This window comes from Roseovarius litoreus (genome assembly GCF_900142765.1).
GTDB lineage: Bacteria > Pseudomonadota > Alphaproteobacteria > Rhodobacterales > Rhodobacteraceae > Roseovarius > Roseovarius litoreus.
In genome coordinates this window covers 200142-219447 of the sequence record NZ_FRCB01000002.1, presented here as the reverse complement: position 1 = coordinate 219447, position 19306 = coordinate 200142, and the positions used below count along the sequence as shown (strand labels likewise).

Below are 19306 nucleotides of genomic sequence, written 5' to 3'. Positions count from 1 at the left end.
TGTCTTTGCATGGATCGTAGGGCGATCACGCGGCCTGCTTGCGCGCGCCACCGCCACCACCACCGCGCCTGCGCCGGCGCGGACGTCCCTGGGCCTGATCCGGCTGGCCGGCGCCATGACCATGGGCCTGCCCCTGACCGCCGCCGCCCTTGGCGCCACCCCGGCCACGGCGTGGACCACCGCGGCCCGAAGGGGCCGCTTTGGGATCGGGCAGCTCTTCCCATGCACGTCCTGACAGGACCGGAATGGTCATTTTCATGACCTTCTGGATGTCCTTCAATTCGCCCATTTCGTCAGGCGCACAAAAGGCCACCGCCGCGCCGTCGCGCCCGGCCCGCGCGGTGCGGCCGATCCGGTGCACGTAATTCTCGGGCACATTGGGCAGATCGAAATTATAGACATGCTTGACGTCGGGAATATCCAGACCCCGTGCCGCCACATCCGTGGCCACCAGCACCCGCACCTCTCCGTCGCGGAAGGCGCGCAGCGCGCGTTCGCGCTGACCCTGGCTCTTGTTGCCATGGATAGCGGCCACGGCATAGCCGGCCTGCTCGAGCTTGCGCGCCAGCTTGTCCGAGCCATGCTTGGTGCGCGCAAAGACCAGCGCCAATTCCTCGCGGTGCTTGTCCAGCAATTCGACCAGCAGATCGCCCTTGGCCGCCTTGGCGATGAAGTGCACGCCTTGGGTGACCTTGTCGGCGGCCTTGCCCGGAGGGCTGACCTGCACCCGCTTGGGATGGGTCAGATAGCTGCCGGCAATCTCTTCCATCTGCTTCGGCATGGTGGCCGAAAACAGCATGGTCTGACGGGTCGAGGGCAGCAGGCCCGCGATCTTGCGCAGCGCATGGATGAAGCCCAGATCGAGCATCTGATCGGCCTCGTCCAGCACCAGAAAACGCGTGTCCGACAGGCTGAGCGCGCGACGATCCAGAAGATCCAGCAAGCGGCCCGGCGTCGCGACGAGCACATCGGTGCCCATCTGCATCCGCTTGATCTGCGCGCCGATCGACGCGCCGCCGACCACAAGCGCCACCTTGATCGGCGTATCCTTGACCAGCGGCAGCAGCGTGTCGCGGATCTGGCCGGCCAATTCGCGCGTCGGCGCCAGGATCAGGCTCCGCACGGCTTTGGGCGCGGGCTTGCCCGGCTCTTCCATCAGCTTGGCCAGAAGCGGCAGGCCAAAAGCCGCCGTCTTGCCGGTGCCGGTCTGCGCCAGCCCCATGACATCCTCGCCATCCAGCGCGAAGGGGATCGCATGGGTCTGGATCGGTGTCGGTTCGGTAATGCCCATCAGTGCCAGTTTCTTTACCAGCGGGCCGGGCAGGCCCATTTCCTCGAACAGGTTCAAGTCGTATCCTTTCTAGCACAGGCCTTGCAGGCCAAATGCCATTGCCGGGCCCAGAGGGCACCGGACTTTCGCGGTGTCACCCGACCCCATCCGCGGCCTCATGCCCCGGATCGGTCAAATGGTTCGGACCCACGCGTGATTTTGGGAACTTTCCGCGACATTTCATATGGGGACCGGTCAATCACGGTCTCTCTGCTCACGCGGCAGGAAATGTCGGTTGACCTGCACATGCGCCTTCAGCGGCGATAAGTCAACCTTTGGACGCAAAACGGGTGGATTCATTTTGAACGAGAAGCTATCCAACGCCCCGAAGACGCATATCGGGGGCGGCCATGTCCGACACAATCACCGACCGCTGCGAGGCCAAGGGCCTGCGCATGACCGACCAACGCCGGATCATCGCCTCGGTGCTCGAAGATTCCGACGATCACCCCGATGTCGAGGAACTCTATGCCCGCGCCTCGGGCCGGGACCCGCGGATTTCCATCGCGACGGTCTACCGAACCGTCAAGCTCTTCGAAGAGGCGGGCATTCTCGACAAGCTGGAATTCGGCGACGGGCGCGCGCGCTATGAAGATGCCGAGCGCGAACATCACGACCACCTGATCGACATGCACTCCGGCGAAGTGATCGAATTCGTCGATCCCGAGATCGAGGCGCTGCAGGAAAAGATCGCCCGCAAACTGGGCTATACGCTCAAGGGCCACAGGCTGGAACTTTACGGCGTGCCGCTGAAAAAGGACTGAGCCACGCCCCCCCGAGTACGCCCCTTGTCTTGCCCCTTCGGCAGGCGTAGGCAGTCCCGACACCACCCTATCCCGAGGCATCCCGATGGAAAACCTGCGCGGCAGCGCGCTTATGGTGCTGGCCATGGCCGGTTTCGCGCTGGAAGACATGTTCATCAAGCGCCTGGCCGATGATCTGCCGGTGGGTCAGATCCTGATGCTGCTCGGCGCGGGCGGCGCGGTGATCTTCGGGCTGGCGGCGCTGTCGCGCGGCCATGCCCTTCTGTCGCGCGATCTGCTGAGCGGGCCGGTCATGCTGCGCAATCTGGGCGAGTTGATCGGCACGATCGGCTTTGTTACCGCCATTGCCCTCACACCGCTCTCCTCGGCCTCGGCGATCCTGCAGGCCACGCCGCTTGCGGTGACGCTTGGTGCGGCACTTTTCTTGCGCGAACAGGTGGGCTGGCGCCGCTGGAGCGCGATCCTCGTGGGCTTTGCCGGCGTGCTGATGGTGATCCGCCCGGGCCTGTCCGGCTTCGAGCCCGCCTCGCTTTTCGCGGTGCAGGCGGTGTTCGGCCTTGCCATGCGCGACCTGGCGACCCGTGCCGTGCCCCACACCGTCACCTCCATGCAATTGTCGAGCTACGGCTTTGCCACCATCGTCCCTGCCGGAGCACTCCTGCTGTGGCTGTCGGGCGGCGCGGTCAGCCCCAGTGCCGCCAACTGGCGCGACATCGCCTTCGCCCTGTTGCTTGGGGTGGCGGCCTATTACGCCATCGTCGCCGCCATGCGCGTGGGCGAAGTCAGCTTCGTGACACCGTTCCGCTACACCCGCCTGATCTTCGCTCTGGTGATCGCCGTGCTGATCTTCGACGAACAGCCCGATGCGCTGACCCTCATGGGCGCCGCGATCATCATCGCCTCCGGGCTCTACACCTTGCTGCGCGAACGCAGGCTCCGGCGCAAGGCCCAAAGACAAGCCCGGCACAACGCGGCGATGCGTTAGCCCTATCAGCGTTGTATTCCCCGGCAGAGTTGCTATGCCAGCCCCGACACACCGGTTCTAGCCTTGAGGGACATCCATGAGCATCATCATCGACATTCACGCCCGCGAAATCCTCGACAGCCGGGGCAATCCCACCGTCGAGGTGGACGTGATCCTGGAAGACGGCACCATGGGCCGCGCCGCCGTCCCTTCGGGCGCATCGACCGGCGCGCATGAGGCGGTCGAGCGTCGCGACGGCGACAGCGCGCGTTACATGGGCAAGGGCGTGCTCGAAGCCTGCGCCGCCGTCAACGGCGAGATCGCCGAGGAACTGGTGGGCATGGACGCCACCGAACAGGTCGGCATCGACCTCGCGATGATCGAAATGGACGGCACCCCCAACAAGGCCCGCCTTGGCGCCAACGCCATCCTCGGCGTGTCGCTCGCCGTGGCCAAGGCCGCCGCCGATTTCACCTCTCAGCCGCTCTACCGCTATGTCGGCGGCACGTCGGCGCGGATGCTGCCTGTTCCCATGATGAACATCATCAATGGCGGCGAACATGCCGACAACCCCATCGACATTCAGGAATTCATGATCATGCCGGTCAGCGCGGGCAACATCCGCGACGCCGTGCGCATGGGCGCCGAAGTGTTCCACACCCTCAAGAAGGAACTGACCGCCAAGGGTCTGTCCACCGGCCTTGGCGACGAAGGCGGCTTCGCGCCCGAGCTTGGCTCGACGCGCGAGGCTCTGGACCTCATTCTCGCCTCCATCGAAAAGGCGGGCTACACCCCGGGCGAGGATATCCACCTTGCCCTCGATTGCGCCGCGACCGAGTATTTCAAGAACGGCAAATACGAATTCTCGGGCGAAGGTCTCAGCCTCAGCAGCGCCGAGAATGTCGAGTATCTCAAGGCGCTCTGCGCCGATTATCCGATCATCTCTATCGAGGACGGCATGTCCGAGGATGACTGGGACGGCTGGAAGATGCTGACCGACGCCATCGGCGACAAGGTGCAGCTGGTGGGCGACGATCTGTTCGTGACCAACCCCGCCCGTCTGGCAGAAGGCATTTCGCGTGGTGCCGCCAATTCCATGCTGGTCAAGGTCAACCAGATCGGCACCCTGACCGAAACGCTGCGCGCCGTGGACATGGCGCATCGCGCCCGCATGACCAACGTGATGTCGCACCGCTCGGGCGAAACCGAGGACGCCACCATCGCCGATCTGGCCGTCGCCACGAATTGCGGGCAGATCAAGACCGGCAGCCTTGCGCGCTCGGACCGGCTGGCCAAGTACAACCAGCTGATCCGCATCGAGGAATCGCTTGGCGACACCGCAGAATACGCGGGCCGCTCGATCCTGCGCTGATCCATGTGCCAACGTCCCGCGCCCAATCCCCGCGCCCAATCCCCGCGCCTTGACACGTATCAAGTCACGGCGCGGGCGTCCCTGCTAAACCCGAAGGGCCATCAACGGGCCTGAATGGCCCGCTTCAAGGAGTTTGAGCAATGGACGCATTGATGAAAGTTTTCCTGACCCTCGCCGCAGCCCTGTTTCTTGCCGCCTGCGTCAATGAGGATCGCTACCCCGTCTCCGGCGAAGAATGCACCGCCGAAGACCCGGTCAAGCAGATCGACAGCTCCATGGTCGATTGCGTGCCGGCCAGCGGAATGTAACCCAGACCATGATGACCGCCGACGAGATCATAGCCAAGCTGAACCTGGCCCCGCATCCCGAAGGCGGTCATTACCGGCAGACATGGGCCGCTGACAGCATGACCAGCAGAGCCGATGGCCGCCCCACCGCCACCTGCATCTATTTCCTGTTGCGCGACACTGAGGCCAGCCATTGGCACCGCGTCGATGCCGCCGAGCTTTGGCTCTATCACGCCGGCGCGCCCCTGATCCTGTCGCTGGCGGCCACCGAAACCGGCCCTGCCCGCGATCACATCCTCGGCCCCGATCTGGCCTTGGGCGCACAGCCCCAGCTGATCGTGCCCGACGACCATTGGCAGATGGCCCGCAGCACCGGCGACTGGACATTGGTCAGCTGCGTGGTGTCCCCGGGCTTCACCTTCGACGGCTTCACCCTCGCAGCCCCCGGCTTCGACATCCCCCGCGCCGACCCGACGGCGTGACGCCCCACCCGCTCATTTCAGGATCGACAGCAGGTTGGCGTAATCATCCGTCCACAGCCGCCCGCCATCGCTGCCAAGGCTCTGCCATCTGGGATCATCCGCCAGATCGCCCAGATCCGCCCGGTCGCGCGCCATGATCACCACTTTCGAGGGCGAATCTCCGGGGTCGCTGGCGACATTGCCGGCGTAGTCCTGAAGAAGCGCCACCAGCCCCTGCGCCTCGGCACTGCGGCCAAGCGGGCGCTCGATCTCGTAATAGCGGTTGGAGATGTGGAAAACCAGCACACCCCCTGACGCCAATCGGTCCATATAGAGCGCGATCGCCTCGTCGGTGGTCAGATGCACCGGCACCGAATCCGAGCTGTAGGCGTCGATCACCAGAATATCATAGCGATGCTCCGTCTGATCCTCGAGCACGATGCGCGCATCCCCCAGATGCGTCGGCGCCTCCGGCGCGCAGTCCGAAACGAACCGGAACAGATGCGGCATGCGGGCCACCATGTCCACCATCGGGTCGATCTCGTAGAACTGCCAGTCCTGATGCGGCTGCCGGTAGCAGGCCAGCGAGCCGACCCCCAGACCGACAATACCCACGCTCTGCGCCTGCTGACCCCGCTGCGAGGTCATGACCTGCGCCATCGGCCCATTGCGATGATAATAGAACAGCGGCTCGGGCGCCGCGCTCTGCGCGTCATCCGACAGGCGCTGCGCGCCATGCACCGTCGTGCCGTTGCCATAGATGCGCATGCCATCCTCATTGGCGACGATATGCGTGCCGAAAAAGCTGCGGTCGCGGAACTGCGCCGTATCCGGCCAGACCGACAACGCCGCGATCAGCAGCGTCACCGCAGCACCAAACCCCGCCACCCGGTCCTGTCCCAGCCACAAAAGCGCGATCAGCCCCGGCACCGCCAGGAGCGCCAGAAGGATCTTCACACCCTCGATCCCCAACACCGCCCACGCCGCCAGCGCCGGCACCGCCGCAAGGCCCGCCACCGCCGCGCCGCGCAGCAACGCACCCGGCACCTGCGCAATGCGCTCGCGGACACCCAGCATCAGCAAGCGCGCCACCAGAAGCGTGGCAACACCTTCATAAAGCCCCGAAAACAGCACCGGCCCGATGATCGAATTGAACAAGCCCCCAAGCGCCCCGCCCACCGACATGGTCAGGTAGAACGCGGTCAGATGCGCGCTCGCGGGCCGCGCCTCATAGAGTTTGCGATGCGCATAAAGCGCAACAAGGAAAAACCCCACGATCAGGACGGCCACGCTCAGCCAGCTCAGATGCTTGCCCGATGTGCCCCCCAACAGCACCAGCATCACGATCAGCACCACCGTCATGCCCGTCTCGGCATGGGGCAGCGCCCGCCACGTCCGGTTCGAGAAGGTGACGACGAAACTCATCAGATAAAGCGACAGCGGCACGACCCATACCAGCGGCACCGATCCCACATCCAGACTGACCTTGGATGTGACCGCCAGCATCAACGACGAGGGCACGAACGCCAGCAGCGCCCACCAGACGATATCGCCCGCCTTGGGCCGGTCCGCTGCGGCTTGGGCCGCCCTGACGGGCCGCGCCACCGCGCCGCCCTCACGCGCCTGCAGCCCGCTGGCCAGAAGAAACGCACCAAGCGCCACAAAGCCGCAAGCCCAGCCCAGACCGATGCTCGCCGCCCCCAGAAACGGCGCTGCCAGCAGCGGAAAGCCCAGCAAGGCGGTCAGCGATCCGAGATTGCTCGCGCCATAAAGAAAATAGGGGTCGGATGCCGATGGCCCGCCCGATCGCGCATACCAGAACTGGATCAGCGGCGCATTGGCCGAAAGCGCGAAGAACGGCAGCCCCACCCCTGCCGCGAAAAGCAGGAGCGTCTGCCACGCCACCGCGCCTGCCGGATCGAACTGCCAGTCCTGCGGAACGGTCAGCGGCAAAAACAGAAGTGCCGCGGCCCAGACCCCCAGATGCACGATCAGCTGCGCCCGCACCGAAAGATGCCGCGTCAGCAGATGGGCATAGAGATAGCCCGCGATCAGAACCAGCTGGAAAAACAGCATCGCGGTCGTCCAGACCGCGGGCGAGCCTCCGATCCTCGGAAGCACGATCTTGGTGAACAGGGGCTGCACGAAAAACAGCAAGGACGCCGACAAGAAGATCGTGGCCGTGAACAAGACAGGCGCAAGCGCGCGGCTTTGCGACACTGCGGAGATGGGGGACGACTGCATGGGACTGCCTCAACACAAGATTACGTAGCGGGACAAAACCACATCTAAACGGAAAAAATGAGGCAGCCTTGGCCGCATTACCGTCAGATTTGGAAACCTCCCCCAACCCCGCGCCCTCCGCCCCGTCGGGGGCGGTCTCGGCGATCTCGGCTGTCACGAAAAAATCACGCCGAGGTGAAACCAAACCGGCGGCCCTTGCGTGTCTGCGCCTGTCCCTGCCGGAACCCGGGCTGTCGCTCTGAGCGGCGCATTTCGCACGCCTCATCGAATCCCTGGCCTGTCCGGTGTCCGGAGGCGCAATTGATCTGCGCCCGGGATAGCCCGGCCCGCTGCGTTCCGGCGGCTTTCGTCGTTGAGGGACGTCCCCTGGCGGGCCGGGCGTTACCCTTCGGCGCAGCCGCGCACGAACGCCACCAGCGCGCGGGTCGATCCGTCCTTTTCCTCGGCGGAGGCCTCGCCGGTCAGGATCGGCTCCAACTCTCCCGCCAGCACCTTGCCCAGTTCGACCCCCCATTGATCGAACGAGTTGATCCCCAGGATCACCCCTTCGACAAAGACCCGATGCTCGTAAAGCGCGATGATCTGCCCCAGACGCCGCGGCGTCAGCCGGTCATAGATCAAGGTGGTCGAGGGCCGGTTGCCCGGAAATACCCGGTGCCGCGCCTGCCGCTCCAGCGCATCGTCTGTCAGGCCCGCTGCGGCAATCATCTCGCGGGCCTGCTCCAGCGATCGGCCCACCATCAGCGCCTCGGACTGCGCCAGGCAATTGGCCACCAGAAGGCGGTGATGATGCGCAAGCTCAGGCTCGTGCCCGGTTGCGGCAACCATGAACTCGCACGGCACCACCTGCGTGCCCTGATGGATCAGCTGATAGAACGCGTGTTGCCCGTTGGTCCCCGGCTCTCCCCAGACGATCGGGCCGCATGGTCCCTGCAGATCGTCGCCCGCCATCGTGACGCGCTTGCCGTTCGACTCCATCTCGAGCTGTTGCAGATAGGCCGGCAACCGCGCCAGACGCTGATCATAGGGCAACACCGCGCGGGTCGGATAGCCGCAGACCTGATGATGCCACACCCCCGTCAGCGCCAGCATGACCGGCATGTTTTCAGACATCGGAGATTTGCAGAAATGCGCGTCCATATCGGCACCCCCGCTTAGGAATGCCCGAAAATCTGCAGGACCTACCGCGATCATGAGCGGCAAACCGATCGGCCCCCAGAGCGAATAGCGCCCGCCGACCCAATCGGCAAAGCCAAAGACCCGCTCGGGCGCGATGCCGAATTCCGCCGTGCGATCCAGCGCGCTCGAGACAGCGACGAACTGCTCTGCCGGCGCGTCCACCGCACCCGCCATCCAGTCGCGGGCGGTGCGTGCATTGGTCATCGTCTCGATGGTGGTGAAGGTTTTCGAGGCCACGATCACAAGCGTCCTGCCCGGATCGAGCCGGGACAGCACATCATGAATATCGGCACCATCGACATTGGACACGAAATGACAGCGCGGCCCGTCGTGATAGGGCGCCAGCGCCCGTGTCGCCATGTCAGGTCCCAGATGCGAGCCGCCGATCCCGATATTGACCACATCGGTGATCGCCCCGCCCTGCCCCTTGATGCGACCCGCGCGCAGATCCTCGGCAAAACGCTCCATCCGCGCGAGCGTTTCCAGGACCTCCGGCATCACGTCGCGCCCCTCGACCAGAACCGGCCTCGCCTCCAGATTGCGCAGGGCAGTGTGCAGCACGGCGCGGCCTTCGGTTTCGTTGATCGCCTGCCCCGCAAACATCGCGTCCCGCCGCGCCGCCACCTGCCGCGTCTCCGCCAGATCGATCAGGCCCGCGCGCACCGCATCGGTGATCCGCGTCTTGGAATAATCCAGCAACATCCCGTCATGGCGCACCGAAAACGCGCTTGCCCGTCCCTCATCTTGGGCAAAGAGCGTGACGATATCCTGCGCGTTCAGCGCCTCGGCCAATGCCTTCAGCCTGTCATACATGCCCTCTCACCCCTCATGCGGCCCAATGCACCACCATATCCTCGAGCACCGCGCGCACCGGCGCCTGCAGCGCCGTGCTACTTTGCGCCCGGTCCAGCGCCGTGCGCTTGGCATTGCCGGTGATGACCAAATGCTTGCTCAGCGCCCCATCCAGCACACGTGCCGAAAGGCTCACCCTCGGCTCCGGCAGGCCCGGCGCGCGCATCGCCACCAGAACCGGCGCATCATGGGCCAGCGCCGCCTCCAGATTGTCCGCCCCCGGAAAAAGCGAGGCGGTGTGCATATCGTCGCCCATCCCCAACAACAGCACCGAGATCGGCAGCCGCGGGACGATATTGGCCTCCAGTTCCGCCAGCACCTCTTCGGGCGTGTCGGCCTTGGCGTAAAGCGGCAGGAAACGCGCCTCGGCCGCGCGCCCCACCAACAGACGCTCGCGGATCAGACGGGTGTTCGAGCGCACATGCACCTCAGGCACCCACCGCTCGTCGCTCAGCATCACATCCACCCGGCTCCAGTCCAGCCGCACATCACAAAGCGCATCGAAAATCGGCCCCGGCGTCGTGCCGCCCGGCACCACGAAAAGCGCCCGCTCCTCATGCTCCAGCGTCGCGGTCAAATCCCCCGCCAGCCGGTTGGCCACGTCGATCGCCAGCATCTCCTGATCGGCATAGTCCTGAAATATCATGGCTTTATCTCCCTCCAGCGGCGCCCGTCGCGATGCATCAGCATCAGCGAATCATCCGGCCCCGCACTTCCCGAAGCATAGGGCTGCGGTGCCTCGCCCCGCTCCTCCCAGCCTTCGATGATCGGATCGGTCCAGGCCCAGGCCGCCTCGACCTCATCGCCGCGCATGAACAGCGTCTGGTTGCCGCGGATCACATCCATGATCAACCGCTCATAGGCATCGGGGAAATCGGCGCTGTCAGGCCCGAGCGCCTCGGCAAAGGTCATGTCCAGCGGCACATCGATCAGACGCATGCCCCCCGGTCCCGGCTCCTTGATGGTCACGCCCAACTCGATCCCCTCATTGGGCTGCAGCTTGATCGTCAGGATATTGCGATGCCGCCCGGCCCCGGCGCCGAAAATCGAATGCGGCGCCTCCTTGAAGACCACCGCGATCTCGCTGGCGCGGTCCTTCAGGCGCTTGCCCGTGCGCAGATAGAACGGCGTGCCCGCCCATCGCCAGTTCGAGATATGCGCCTTGAGCGCCACGAAACTTTCCGTCCGGCTGTCGGGATTCTCGACCTGGGTGCAGTAATCGGGCTTGTCGCCCTCGGCCTGATACTGGCCGCGCACCACATTGTCCGGCGCCACCGGATCCAGCGCGCGGATCACTTTCAGCTTCTCGTCGCGCACCGCGTCCGGGTCGAACTTGGCGGGCGGCTCCATCGCGATCAGGCACAAGAGCTGCATCAGGTGATTTTGCATCATGTCGCGCATCGCACCGGCGCGGTCATAGTAATCGCCGCGCCCGCCGACACCCACGCTTTCGGCCACGGTGATCTGGATGTGATCGACATACTGGCTGTTCCACAATGGCTCGAACAGCATGTTGCCAAAGCGCACCGCCATCAGGTTCTGAACCGTTTCCTTGCCCAGATAATGATCGATGCGGTAAATCTGATGCTCTTGGAAATGCTGCGCCAGACCCCGGTTCAACGCCCGCGCACTGGCCAAATCGCGGCCAAAGGGCTTTTCCACCACGATCCGGCTGTCGTGATCGGCCATGCCGTAATCATGCAGCCTCTGGGCCAGATCACCGAACAGGCCCGGCCCGACCGAGAAATAGAACGCCCGGATGCGCCCGGCGCTCACCTCGCCCGCCAGCTTGTCCCAGCCCGCCGTGCCCTTGGCATCCAGCGCAACATAGCTCAGCCGCCCCAGAAACTCCTCCAGCGCGGCGCTGTCACTGGCCGCCTGCGGGTCGAACTCCTCGATCGCCGCGCGCACGAAACCGCGATAGGCCTCCGCGTCCATATCCGAGCGTGCCGCCCCGATCACCCTCGAGCTTTCGCCCATCTGCCCGGCCTGAAACCTGCGGAACAGCGCCGGCAGGATCTTGCGCCGTGCCAGATCGCCCGTGCCGCCGAAGACCACAAGATCGAACGGATCGACCGGGATGACGCGCGATACCATTGGACCCCTCCTGCCGCTGTGCGGCCAGTCGATGTTAGCGTTAACAGGCACCGTTTAACTCCCGAACCGGTTGAAGTCTACCACGCACACCCGCGTTCACAATGGCGTCAAAGCGGGTGCGCCCGGTTTCTTTCGTCGCCACACTGGGTTAGCACCATGAGCACCAAAGGTAACGGATCGAATACATGATGGACGTCAGTCTCCCGCAGGCCAATTCCGGCAAGTTTCAGGACCCCGCGCGCACCGCGGACGGGCAACCACGGGCGACGGTGCCGCTGTCCCATCCTGAAACGCTCTGGTTCAACACCGGCACGCTGTGCAACATCACTTGCGCCAATTGTTACATCGAAAGCTCTCCCACCAATGACCGGCTGGTCTATATCACCGCCGACGAGGTGATCGACTACCTCGACCAGATCGCCGAACGCGGCTGGCCGATCCGGGAAATCGGCTTCACCGGCGGCGAGCCATTCATGAACCCCGAGATGATCTCGATGACCCGCGCGTGCCTCGAACGCGGCTACGAGGTGCTGATCCTCACCAACGCCATGCGCCCGATGATGCGCAAAAGCGTCAAGGCCGGACTGCTGGATCTGGCCAAGACATGGCGCGACACGCTCACATTGCGCATTTCGGTCGATCACTGGTCCCAGGAGCGTCACGACGAAGAACGCGGAAAAGACGCGTTCAAGCGCACCATCGAGGGCATGTGCTGGCTGCGCGATGCGGGCATTCGCATGGCGGTCGCGGGCCGCACCGTCTGGGGCGAAACCGACGCGGCCTCGCGCGCGGGCTACGCCGCGCTTTACAAGACGCATGGCTTCGATATCGACGCCCATGACCCCGGCCAGACCGTGCTTTTCCCCGAAATGGACGACAGCGTCGAAGTGCCCGAAATCACCACCGCCTGCTGGGATATCCTCGGCAAAACACCCGACAGCGTGATGTGCGCCTCCTCGCGCATGGTGGTCAAGCGGCGGGGGGCAGCAAAACCCGCGGTGCTGGCCTGCACGCTTCTGCCCTATGCGCCCGAATTCGAGCTGGGCGCCACCCTGGCCGAGGCCGAACGCGACGTGGCACTCAACCATCCGCATTGCGCCAAGTTCTGCGTCTTGGGCGGCGCCAGCTGTTCGGGGTGATCGCGCCATCATATGGCATCTGCCGTGGACAGGCCATCTTGCCGCTCCCGGCATACCGCCCCATATAGGCACCATGATCCGTTTCACGCCCATCCTGCTGGCCATTCTCTACGCGGTCGTCATGTACCGGTTCTCGGTCTGGCGCACCCGGCGTGAACTTGACGCGCGCTCGACGGAACTGGCCGATCCGCGCCTCAAGCAGATGACCGACAGGCTGGCCAACGCCCTCGATGTGCCGCGCATTCGTGTGCATATCTATGAAATCGACCCGGTCAATGGCCTCGCCGCCCCTGACGGGCGCATCTTCATCACCCGCGGCTTCTATCGCAAGTTCCAGAATGGCGAGGTCAGCGCCGAAGAGCTTGCCTCGGTCATCGCGCATGAGCTGGGCCATGTGGCGCTTGGCCATACGCGTCGCCGGATGATCGACTTTTCGGGGCAGAACGCCCTGCGCACGGCGATGGCGATGATCTTGTCGAAGTTTCTGCCCGGAATCGGCATCTGGATCGCCAACGGGCTGACCACGCTTCTGGCCGCGCGCCTCTCGCGCGGCGATGAATACGAGGCCGACGCCTATGCCGCCGCCCTGCTCACCAAGGCCCAGATCGGCACCGAAGCGCAGAAATCGCTGTTTCGCAAGCTCGAAGCTCTGACCGAAGCCCGCGCCGGTGCGGTGCCCGCATGGCTGATGAGCCACCCCAAGACCGAAGAGCGCATCACGGCGATCGAAAAACTCGAAGCGAAATGGGCGATCGAGGGCTGAGCATATACATCCCACGCCTGTCTTGGATTTTTCGCAGAAAAATCCCCCCACCCCAAAACCCAGATTTTTCGCAGAAAAATCTCAGCCCGCCGCAACCGCTTTCGCCAAACGCGGCAGGCGCGCTTTTTTCAGCAGCGCGCGCATCTCCCATGTCCTGCCCGAGAGCCGGTTGGCCTCGGCCAGAACCTCATCGGCCACCGCCTGCACCAGATCGGGTTGCGCCTGCCAGATGCCGTGCAGGAAACTGTCCGGATCGGCGCGGCTGATGCCCTCGTCGGCCAGCACGTTGCGCGGAAAATCCTTGACGTTCAGCGTCACGATCACATCCGCCGATCCCGCAACCGCCGCCGCCAGAACATGAATATCCGCCGCATCCGGCAGCCAGAGCCGCGCCTCCAGTGACATCGGATAGCTGACTTCGGCCTCGGGCCAGCTCGCTGCCAGCATCGCCGCCTCGGCGCGCGCCTGTTCTGCCCCTTGGACCCCGAGTTTTTCCGCCGCGCGCAGCCATTCGCCAACGATCCGCCCGGACCAGAGCGGCGTGTAAACACCCCGCGCCGCGACCCCCAGAAGCATCTGGCGCATCACCGTGGGATAGATCACGCAGGTATCCAGTACGACCTTCATCACAGCCGGAAGAACAACGCCTTGAGGTAGCCCGATTCCGCCAGTTGCGGATGCAGCGGATGATCCGGCCCCGCAAATCCGGTATGCACAAGCTGCCCCTCGCGTCCCGCCCGCCCGATGCCGCGCACGCAAGCCCCCCGGAACTTGCCCAGATCGGCCGCGTGCGAGCATGAGCACAGCCCCAGGAACCCGCCCTCTTCGACCAGCACCGCCGCCATCCGCGCGACGCGCTCATAGGCGCGCAATCCCGCCTCCAATGCCTTTTTCGACGGCGCGAAAGCGGGCGGATCGCAGATCACCACGTCAAATCGCGCGCCCTCCTCGGCCAGGGCCGCCAGCACATCGAACGCATCGCCCCGGCGCGTGGCAAACCGCGCCTCAAGCCCGCTCCGGCGCGCGCCCTCTTCCGCCAGCGTCAGCGCCGGGGCCGAGCCATCGACCGCCAGCGCGCGGGCCGCCCCGCCTGCAAGCGCCGCGAGCGCAAAGCCCCCCACATGCGAAAACACATCGAGCACCTTCGCCCCCCGGCTCAACCCCGCGGCAAAGGCATGGTTCGGACGCTGATCGAAGAACAGACCGGTTTTCTGCCCGCCCTCCAGATCGGCCATGTAGAGCGCCCCGTTCATCGGCACCGCCACCGGCGCACCGGGCGCCGTGCCGATCTCGACCCGGCTCACATCGTCGAGGCCCTCAAGCCCCCTCGCCCGTCCGCCCGCATTCTTCAGAACGGTGCTGACGCCGGTCACCTCGCTCAGCGCCGCCACCAGCGCCGGCAGATGCACCTCCGCCCATGCCGCATTGGGCTGGATCACCGCGATATCGCCGAATCGGTCGATCACCACCCCCGGCAGACCATCCGCTTCGGCATGGACCAGCCGGTAGAACGGCGCATCATAAAGCCGCTCGCGCAAGGCCAGCGCCCGCACCAGCCGCGCGCGCAGCCAGCCCTCGTCGATCCGGGCGCGACTGTCGCGATCCAGCACCCGCGCCATGATCCGCGAGCCGGGATTCACCGCGACCAGCGCGATCGGCGTGCGCTCGGCATCCTCCAGCACCGCGATCGTGCCCGGCGCCAGCGACCGGCTGCGCCGGTCGGTCACCAGCTCATTGTCATAGATCCAGGGAAATCCGTGCCTCACGGCACGGGCGGCCTGCGCCTTGGGTTTCAGGCGCACAACAGGATAAGGGGACAGCGTCATGCTGTCCCCATAAGCCCTTTGCGCGTCCTGGAAAAGATCAGAGTTGACCGCTCAGGCCACCCAACCACAGATTGGCCGCAACATAACCGTCCGGACCGCTCAGTTCCTGCCGGATCACATTGGCCAGATGATCGGTGATGCGCACCTTCTGGGTCTGGCCGATGCGGTCCGCCTCGATCGCGGCCTGCCCGCCAAAGCCCCGCAGATTCGCCTTGATCAGCTCCGGCTTGCCGACAAGCGCACCGGTCTCGGCATGGCGCAGTTGCATGACGAAATGCAACCCGTGCATGCCCCCCACGGTATAGCGGGCCTTTTCGGTCAGCGCATGAAAGCGCGCAACCTCGACCTCGACCACCACGGGAAGATGCCCCGAGGTCATCGTCGCCGTTCCGCGCTGCAGCGCCTCCTCGAAGATCGCCTTCACCTGCTCGTAACGGTTGCCCGGCGGATCGCCACGCCACACGATGTCACCCGCCGGCAGATAGGCATTGGCCTCGGACACCCTGAGCGTTTCAGGGACCGAAACCCTGATATCGCGCACATCGACACTGACCGCCGGCGCCTCGAGGCTACCGACCTCCAAAGGCGCGTTCCGCGTCGCCGTTTCAATCGAGGCACATCCCGAGACAGTCAGTCCCAGCAGAAGCACCGAAAACATACGAATTGCTACCATTTCTTCCTCCTGAGCGCTTTTCGCCCTGCGTTATCCAGGATGAAGATGACCGGGAATTAGGGCTGAAATTCGTCAGCTCTGGCGTTTTTGCGTGATGAAATGGCGGCGCAATCGGCCAATTGGGCCTGAAATGCCCTCAAAACGCCACGTTATGACGCACTCTTGGCCCGTTAAACCCGGCTTTTGCCGCAGCACTCAGGACTTCGGGTCACGGTCGCGCGCACGCCAGCCGCCGCGCCGCCGCGCCGGCCCCGCCGAGGCAAGCCCGTCTTGCAGCACACGCGTCATCGGATGCTCCGGCGCATCCTGCCCGTAGCGCTCCAGCATCGCGCCGATCGCCTGCGCCTGATCGGTGTCATGCGGCAGCGACAGCGCCCAATCCAGAAAGATCGAGCGGCATTCCGGCGGCCCGATCCCGTCGATATGGTATGCCTCCCGGATGAGGCCCTTGTGGTCCATCGGATCGCGCTTCATCTCACTTCTCCCCTGACGGCTCGCTCAGCGCCCTGTCGATGACCTGTGCTGCCTCGCCTGCGGCAGCCTCCAGATCGGCCTGCAGATCGGCCAGCGTCTCGTGGCCGGTTTCTCGCAGCACGAAAGCCGTGCCCCCCTCACCGATCCTGCCCGGATCAAGCGGGCGGTCGCTCAGCAGCTTGGACGCCTGCAACACACGCCAGAAAAGCCCGTATGCCCGCAAAAGCGCATGGCCGCCCGCGTCATCCAGCCAGCCGATCGCGACACCGGCGGCCACACCCGCCGCGACGCTGCGCTGCGTTTCGCCGGCCATCAGGCTGCCCGCCTGCGCGATAAGCTCGATCTCCTGCAACCGCCCCGACCCCAGCTTGGGATCCCACGGACCCTCGGGCCGCTTGGCATCGGCGACCCGGGCGCGCATCGCCGCGGCCTCCCGGATGACACTCTCCGTCTTGCCCTTCTCGGCCAAAAGCGCCGCGCGGAACGTCTCGACATCCTCGGCAAGATCCTGCGGCCCCGCGATCACCCGCGCACGGGTCAGCGCCAGATGCTCCCAGACCCAGGCTTCGGTCTGCTGATAATCGCGAAACGCGCTCCAGCCCGTCGCCACCGGCCCCTGATTGCCCGAGGGACGCAGCCGCATGTCCACCTCGTAAAGCTTGCCTTCCGCCATCGGCGCGGTCAGCGCGGTAATCATCGCCTGTGTCAGCCGCGCGTAATAGGTCCGTGTCGCCAGCGGCCTGCGCCCCTCCGAGCCTTCGACCCCGTCCGCATCATAGATCACGATCAGATCCAGATCGGATTCGGCATTCAGCCGCTCGGCGCCAAGCGATCCCATTCCCAGCACCACAGCGCCGCGCCCCGGCCAATCGCCGTGCTTTTGCGCGAACTGCGCCCGCACGACGGGCCAGAGCGCCCCGATCACGGCCCCTGCCAGATCGGCATATTGCAGCCCCGCCGCATCCGCATCCACCAGCCCCCGCAGATGGTGGACGCCCACCCGGAAATGCCATTCCTTTTTCCAGCGCCTTGCCGCATCCAGCTTGCGCTCGTAATCGTCCTCGGCCTGCAGGCGCGCCGTCAGATCCGCCTCCAGCGCCGCGCGCCCCGGCCATGCGGCAAAGAAATCCCCCGCGATCACCGCATCGAACACCCCCGCATGACGCGACAGATGCCCCGCCAGCTTGGGCGAGGTGCCCGCGATATCCACCAGCAGATCGACAAGCTGCGGATTGGCCTCGAAGAGCGAAAACACCTGCACCCCCGCAGGCAGACCCGCCAGAAACCCGTCAAAGGCCAGCAACGCCTCTTGCGGATGGGCCGTGCCTGCCAGACGCGTCAGGATATCGGGCTTGAGCCTGCGGAATATCTCCCCCGCCCGCTGCGAGCGCAGCGCCGGATAGGACGGCCAGCGCCCGATGATCTCGTCGTCGAACAGCGCGTCGGCCTCCTGCGACACAGGCTCGGGGCCCTCGGGAGCGAAAAACCCCTCGATCAGCTCGTGGACCTCGTTCAAACGCTCCAGCAATTCGGCCTGCAATCCGGACGTGTCGCGCCCCATGAAGGCCGCCAGCCGGTCGAACTCGTCCTGCGACTGCGGCAGATCATGGGTCTGCGCATCGCGCAGCATCTGCAACCGGTGCTCGACCTCGCGATGAAACCGGTAATGCGCGGTCAGCACATCGGCCGCATCCCTTGGCACCCAGCCCTTTTCAGCCAGCCGGGCCAGCCCCTCGACCGTGCCGCGCACCCTCAGATCCGGGTCGCGCCCGCCGGCGATGATCTGGCGGGTCTGGGTAAAGAACTCGATCTCGCGGATGCCGCCGCGCCCCAGCTTCATGTTATGCCCTGGCAAGGTCAGCCGCCCGCCAAGCCCCTTGTGCTCGCGAATGCGCAGCCGCATGTTGTGCGCGTCCTCGATCGCGGCGAAATCCAGATGCTTGCGCCATACGAAAGGCCGCAGCACCTCGAGAAACCGCGCCCCCGCCTCCAGATCGCCCGCGCAGGGCCGCGCCTTGATATAGGCCGCGCGCTCCCATGTGCGCCCCAGACTTTCGTAATAGGTCTCGGCGGCGGCCATCGCCATGCAAACGGGCGTGACACTCGGATCGGGACGCAGCCGCAGATCGGTGCGAAACACATAGCCCTCGGCGGTGCGGTCGTTCAGCATCGCCGCCATCTTGCGCGTGGCCCTCACGAACGAGGCGCGCGCCTCGTGGTAGTCGCCTTCGGAAAACCCCGTCTCGTCGAACAGGCAGATCAGGTCGATATCCGAGCTGTAATTCAGCTCCCCCGCCCCCATCTTGCCCATCGCCAGCGCCACCATGCCGCCCGCCGCCCGCAGATCGTCCTCGGTCTTGCCGGGCAACTTGCCGCGCCGGATCTCGGCGCCGACACAGGCTTTCATCGCCAGATCGCAGGCCAGATCGGCAAAATCCGTCAGCCGCCCCGTCACCTCCTCGAGCGGCCAGACACCGGCCAGATCGGCCAACCCGATCATCAGCGCCACCCGCCGCTTGCCCTGTCTCAACGCGCCGGGCAAGAGGTCAGGCGCCGTGTCGCGCAAGCTGTCGCGCAGCGCATCCAGCGCCACCTCCGGCGCCTCCAGCGCCTCGGGCAGCCAATCGCGCTCGGCCTCAGCCAGCGACTTCAGATACGGGCTGCACCCCGCCGCCCCCTCGACCAGATCGGCAAGCGGCGCAGAAAGCCCCGGAAACAGCGCGCGCGCCTCGGCCCCCTGTTCGGGGTCATGGGCGCGGGGAAGGCGGGTGATGCGAGCGGCGAAATCCATGCCTCAGTGATACAACCCCGCCGCACCGGGTCAATGGGGTGTCACCTGCGCATGTCTTGGGGCTGGCAATTCGGCGCGCCCCTTGGAATA

At 65.3% G+C, this 19306-nt stretch carries 17 protein-coding genes; 7 read left to right on the top strand and 10 right to left on the bottom strand.

Going from position 1 to position 19306, the window contains the following annotated elements; translation table 11 throughout:
• Positions 1–25: 25 nt before the first annotated feature.
• Positions 26–1348 carry a DEAD/DEAH box helicase gene (locus F3H35_RS05295; RefSeq protein ID WP_223228313.1) on the bottom strand — a complete coding sequence of 441 codons (1323 nt, stop codon included), beginning with the start codon at positions 1346–1348 and terminating at the stop codon, positions 26–28.
• A 332-nt stretch (positions 1349–1680) separates the two neighbouring features.
• Here F3H35_RS05295 and F3H35_RS05290 point away from each other — a divergent pair, with 332 nt between their 5' ends.
• The 5 genes from F3H35_RS05290 to F3H35_RS05275 all read left to right on the top strand — a co-directional run bounded on the left by F3H35_RS05290 (position 1681) and on the right by F3H35_RS05275 (position 5199).
• Positions 1681–2094 carry a Fur family transcriptional regulator gene (locus F3H35_RS05290; RefSeq protein ID WP_007814970.1) on the top strand — a complete coding sequence of 138 codons (414 nt, stop codon included), beginning with the start codon at positions 1681–1683 and terminating at the stop codon, positions 2092–2094.
• Positions 2095–2179: 85 nt separating this feature from the next.
• Positions 2180–3079 (top strand): DMT family transporter, encoded by a 900-nt coding sequence (locus F3H35_RS05285; protein WP_149778578.1) that lies wholly within the window; start codon positions 2180–2182, stop codon positions 3077–3079.
• A 76-nt stretch (positions 3080–3155) separates the two neighbouring features.
• A complete protein-coding gene (gene eno, locus F3H35_RS05280) occupies positions 3156–4430 on the top strand; it encodes a phosphopyruvate hydratase (RefSeq protein ID WP_149778577.1) in 1275 nt (424 codons plus the stop codon).
• Positions 4431–4570: 140 nt separating this feature from the next.
• The gene (locus tag F3H35_RS18785; RefSeq protein ID WP_188129893.1) at positions 4571–4738 is read left to right on the top strand and encodes a hypothetical protein; all 168 of its coding nucleotides are present in this window, start codon (positions 4571–4573) and stop codon (positions 4736–4738) included.
• Positions 4739–4749: 11 nt separating this feature from the next.
• A complete protein-coding gene (locus F3H35_RS05275; RefSeq protein WP_149778802.1) occupies positions 4750–5199 on the top strand; it encodes a cupin domain-containing protein in 450 nt (149 codons plus the stop codon).
• 12 nt (positions 5200–5211) lie between these two features.
• Here the strand turns inward: F3H35_RS05275 and F3H35_RS05270 are convergent, their stop codons facing one another.
• From F3H35_RS05270 to zwf, 4 genes are all read right to left on the bottom strand, one after another.
• A complete protein-coding gene (locus F3H35_RS05270; protein WP_149778576.1) occupies positions 5212–7422 on the bottom strand; it encodes a spermidine synthase in 2211 nt (736 codons plus the stop codon).
• 381 nt (positions 7423–7803) lie between these two features.
• Positions 7804–9414 carry a glucose-6-phosphate isomerase gene (gene pgi, locus F3H35_RS05265; protein ID WP_149778575.1) on the bottom strand — a complete coding sequence of 537 codons (1611 nt, stop codon included), beginning with the start codon at positions 9412–9414 and terminating at the stop codon, positions 7804–7806.
• 13 nt (positions 9415–9427) lie between these two features.
• Complete coding sequence (gene pgl / locus F3H35_RS05260; RefSeq protein WP_149778574.1) at positions 9428–10099, bottom strand: 6-phosphogluconolactonase; 672 nt, start codon at positions 10097–10099, stop codon at positions 9428–9430.
• Positions 10096–11550, bottom strand: a complete 1455-nt coding sequence (gene zwf, locus F3H35_RS05255; RefSeq protein WP_149778573.1) for a glucose-6-phosphate dehydrogenase — start codon at positions 11548–11550, stop codon at positions 10096–10098. The genes pgl and zwf overlap by 4 nt, the downstream gene beginning before the upstream one ends.
• Before the next feature lie 185 nt (positions 11551–11735).
• Between zwf and F3H35_RS05250 the strand changes: the two genes are divergently transcribed.
• On the top strand, positions 11736–12689 hold the full coding sequence (locus tag F3H35_RS05250) for a radical SAM protein (protein WP_149778572.1): 954 nt from the start codon (positions 11736–11738) through the stop codon (positions 12687–12689).
• 73 nt (positions 12690–12762) lie between these two features.
• Positions 12763–13452 (top strand): M48 family metalloprotease, encoded by a 690-nt coding sequence (locus F3H35_RS05245; protein WP_149778571.1) that lies wholly within the window; start codon positions 12763–12765, stop codon positions 13450–13452.
• Between the two features lie 81 nt (positions 13453–13533).
• On the opposite strand, the gene F3H35_RS05240 is transcribed toward F3H35_RS05245, so the two are convergent.
• From F3H35_RS05240 to F3H35_RS05220, 5 genes are all read right to left on the bottom strand, one after another.
• Entirely contained in the window at positions 13534–14079 is a 546-nt protein-coding gene (locus F3H35_RS05240; protein WP_149778570.1) for an RSP_2648 family PIN domain-containing protein, read from the bottom strand.
• Positions 14079–15278 carry an RSP_2647 family RNA methyltransferase gene (locus tag F3H35_RS05235; RefSeq protein ID WP_149778569.1) on the bottom strand — a complete coding sequence of 400 codons (1200 nt, stop codon included), beginning with the start codon at positions 15276–15278 and terminating at the stop codon, positions 14079–14081. Before F3H35_RS05235 ends, F3H35_RS05240 begins: the two co-directional genes overlap by 1 nt.
• Positions 15279–15315: 37 nt before the next feature.
• Positions 15316–15951 carry a DUF6778 family protein gene (locus F3H35_RS05230; protein WP_223228312.1) on the bottom strand — a complete coding sequence of 212 codons (636 nt, stop codon included), beginning with the start codon at positions 15949–15951 and terminating at the stop codon, positions 15316–15318.
• Positions 15952–16146: 195 nt separating this feature from the next.
• Positions 16147–16425 (bottom strand): hypothetical protein, encoded by a 279-nt coding sequence (locus F3H35_RS05225; protein ID WP_149778568.1) that lies wholly within the window; start codon positions 16423–16425, stop codon positions 16147–16149.
• A gap of 1 nt (position 16426) precedes the next feature.
• The gene (locus F3H35_RS05220) at positions 16427–19216 is read right to left on the bottom strand and encodes a [protein-PII] uridylyltransferase family protein (protein WP_149778567.1); all 2790 of its coding nucleotides are present in this window, start codon (positions 19214–19216) and stop codon (positions 16427–16429) included.
• Between the last annotated feature and the right edge of the window lie 90 nt (positions 19217–19306).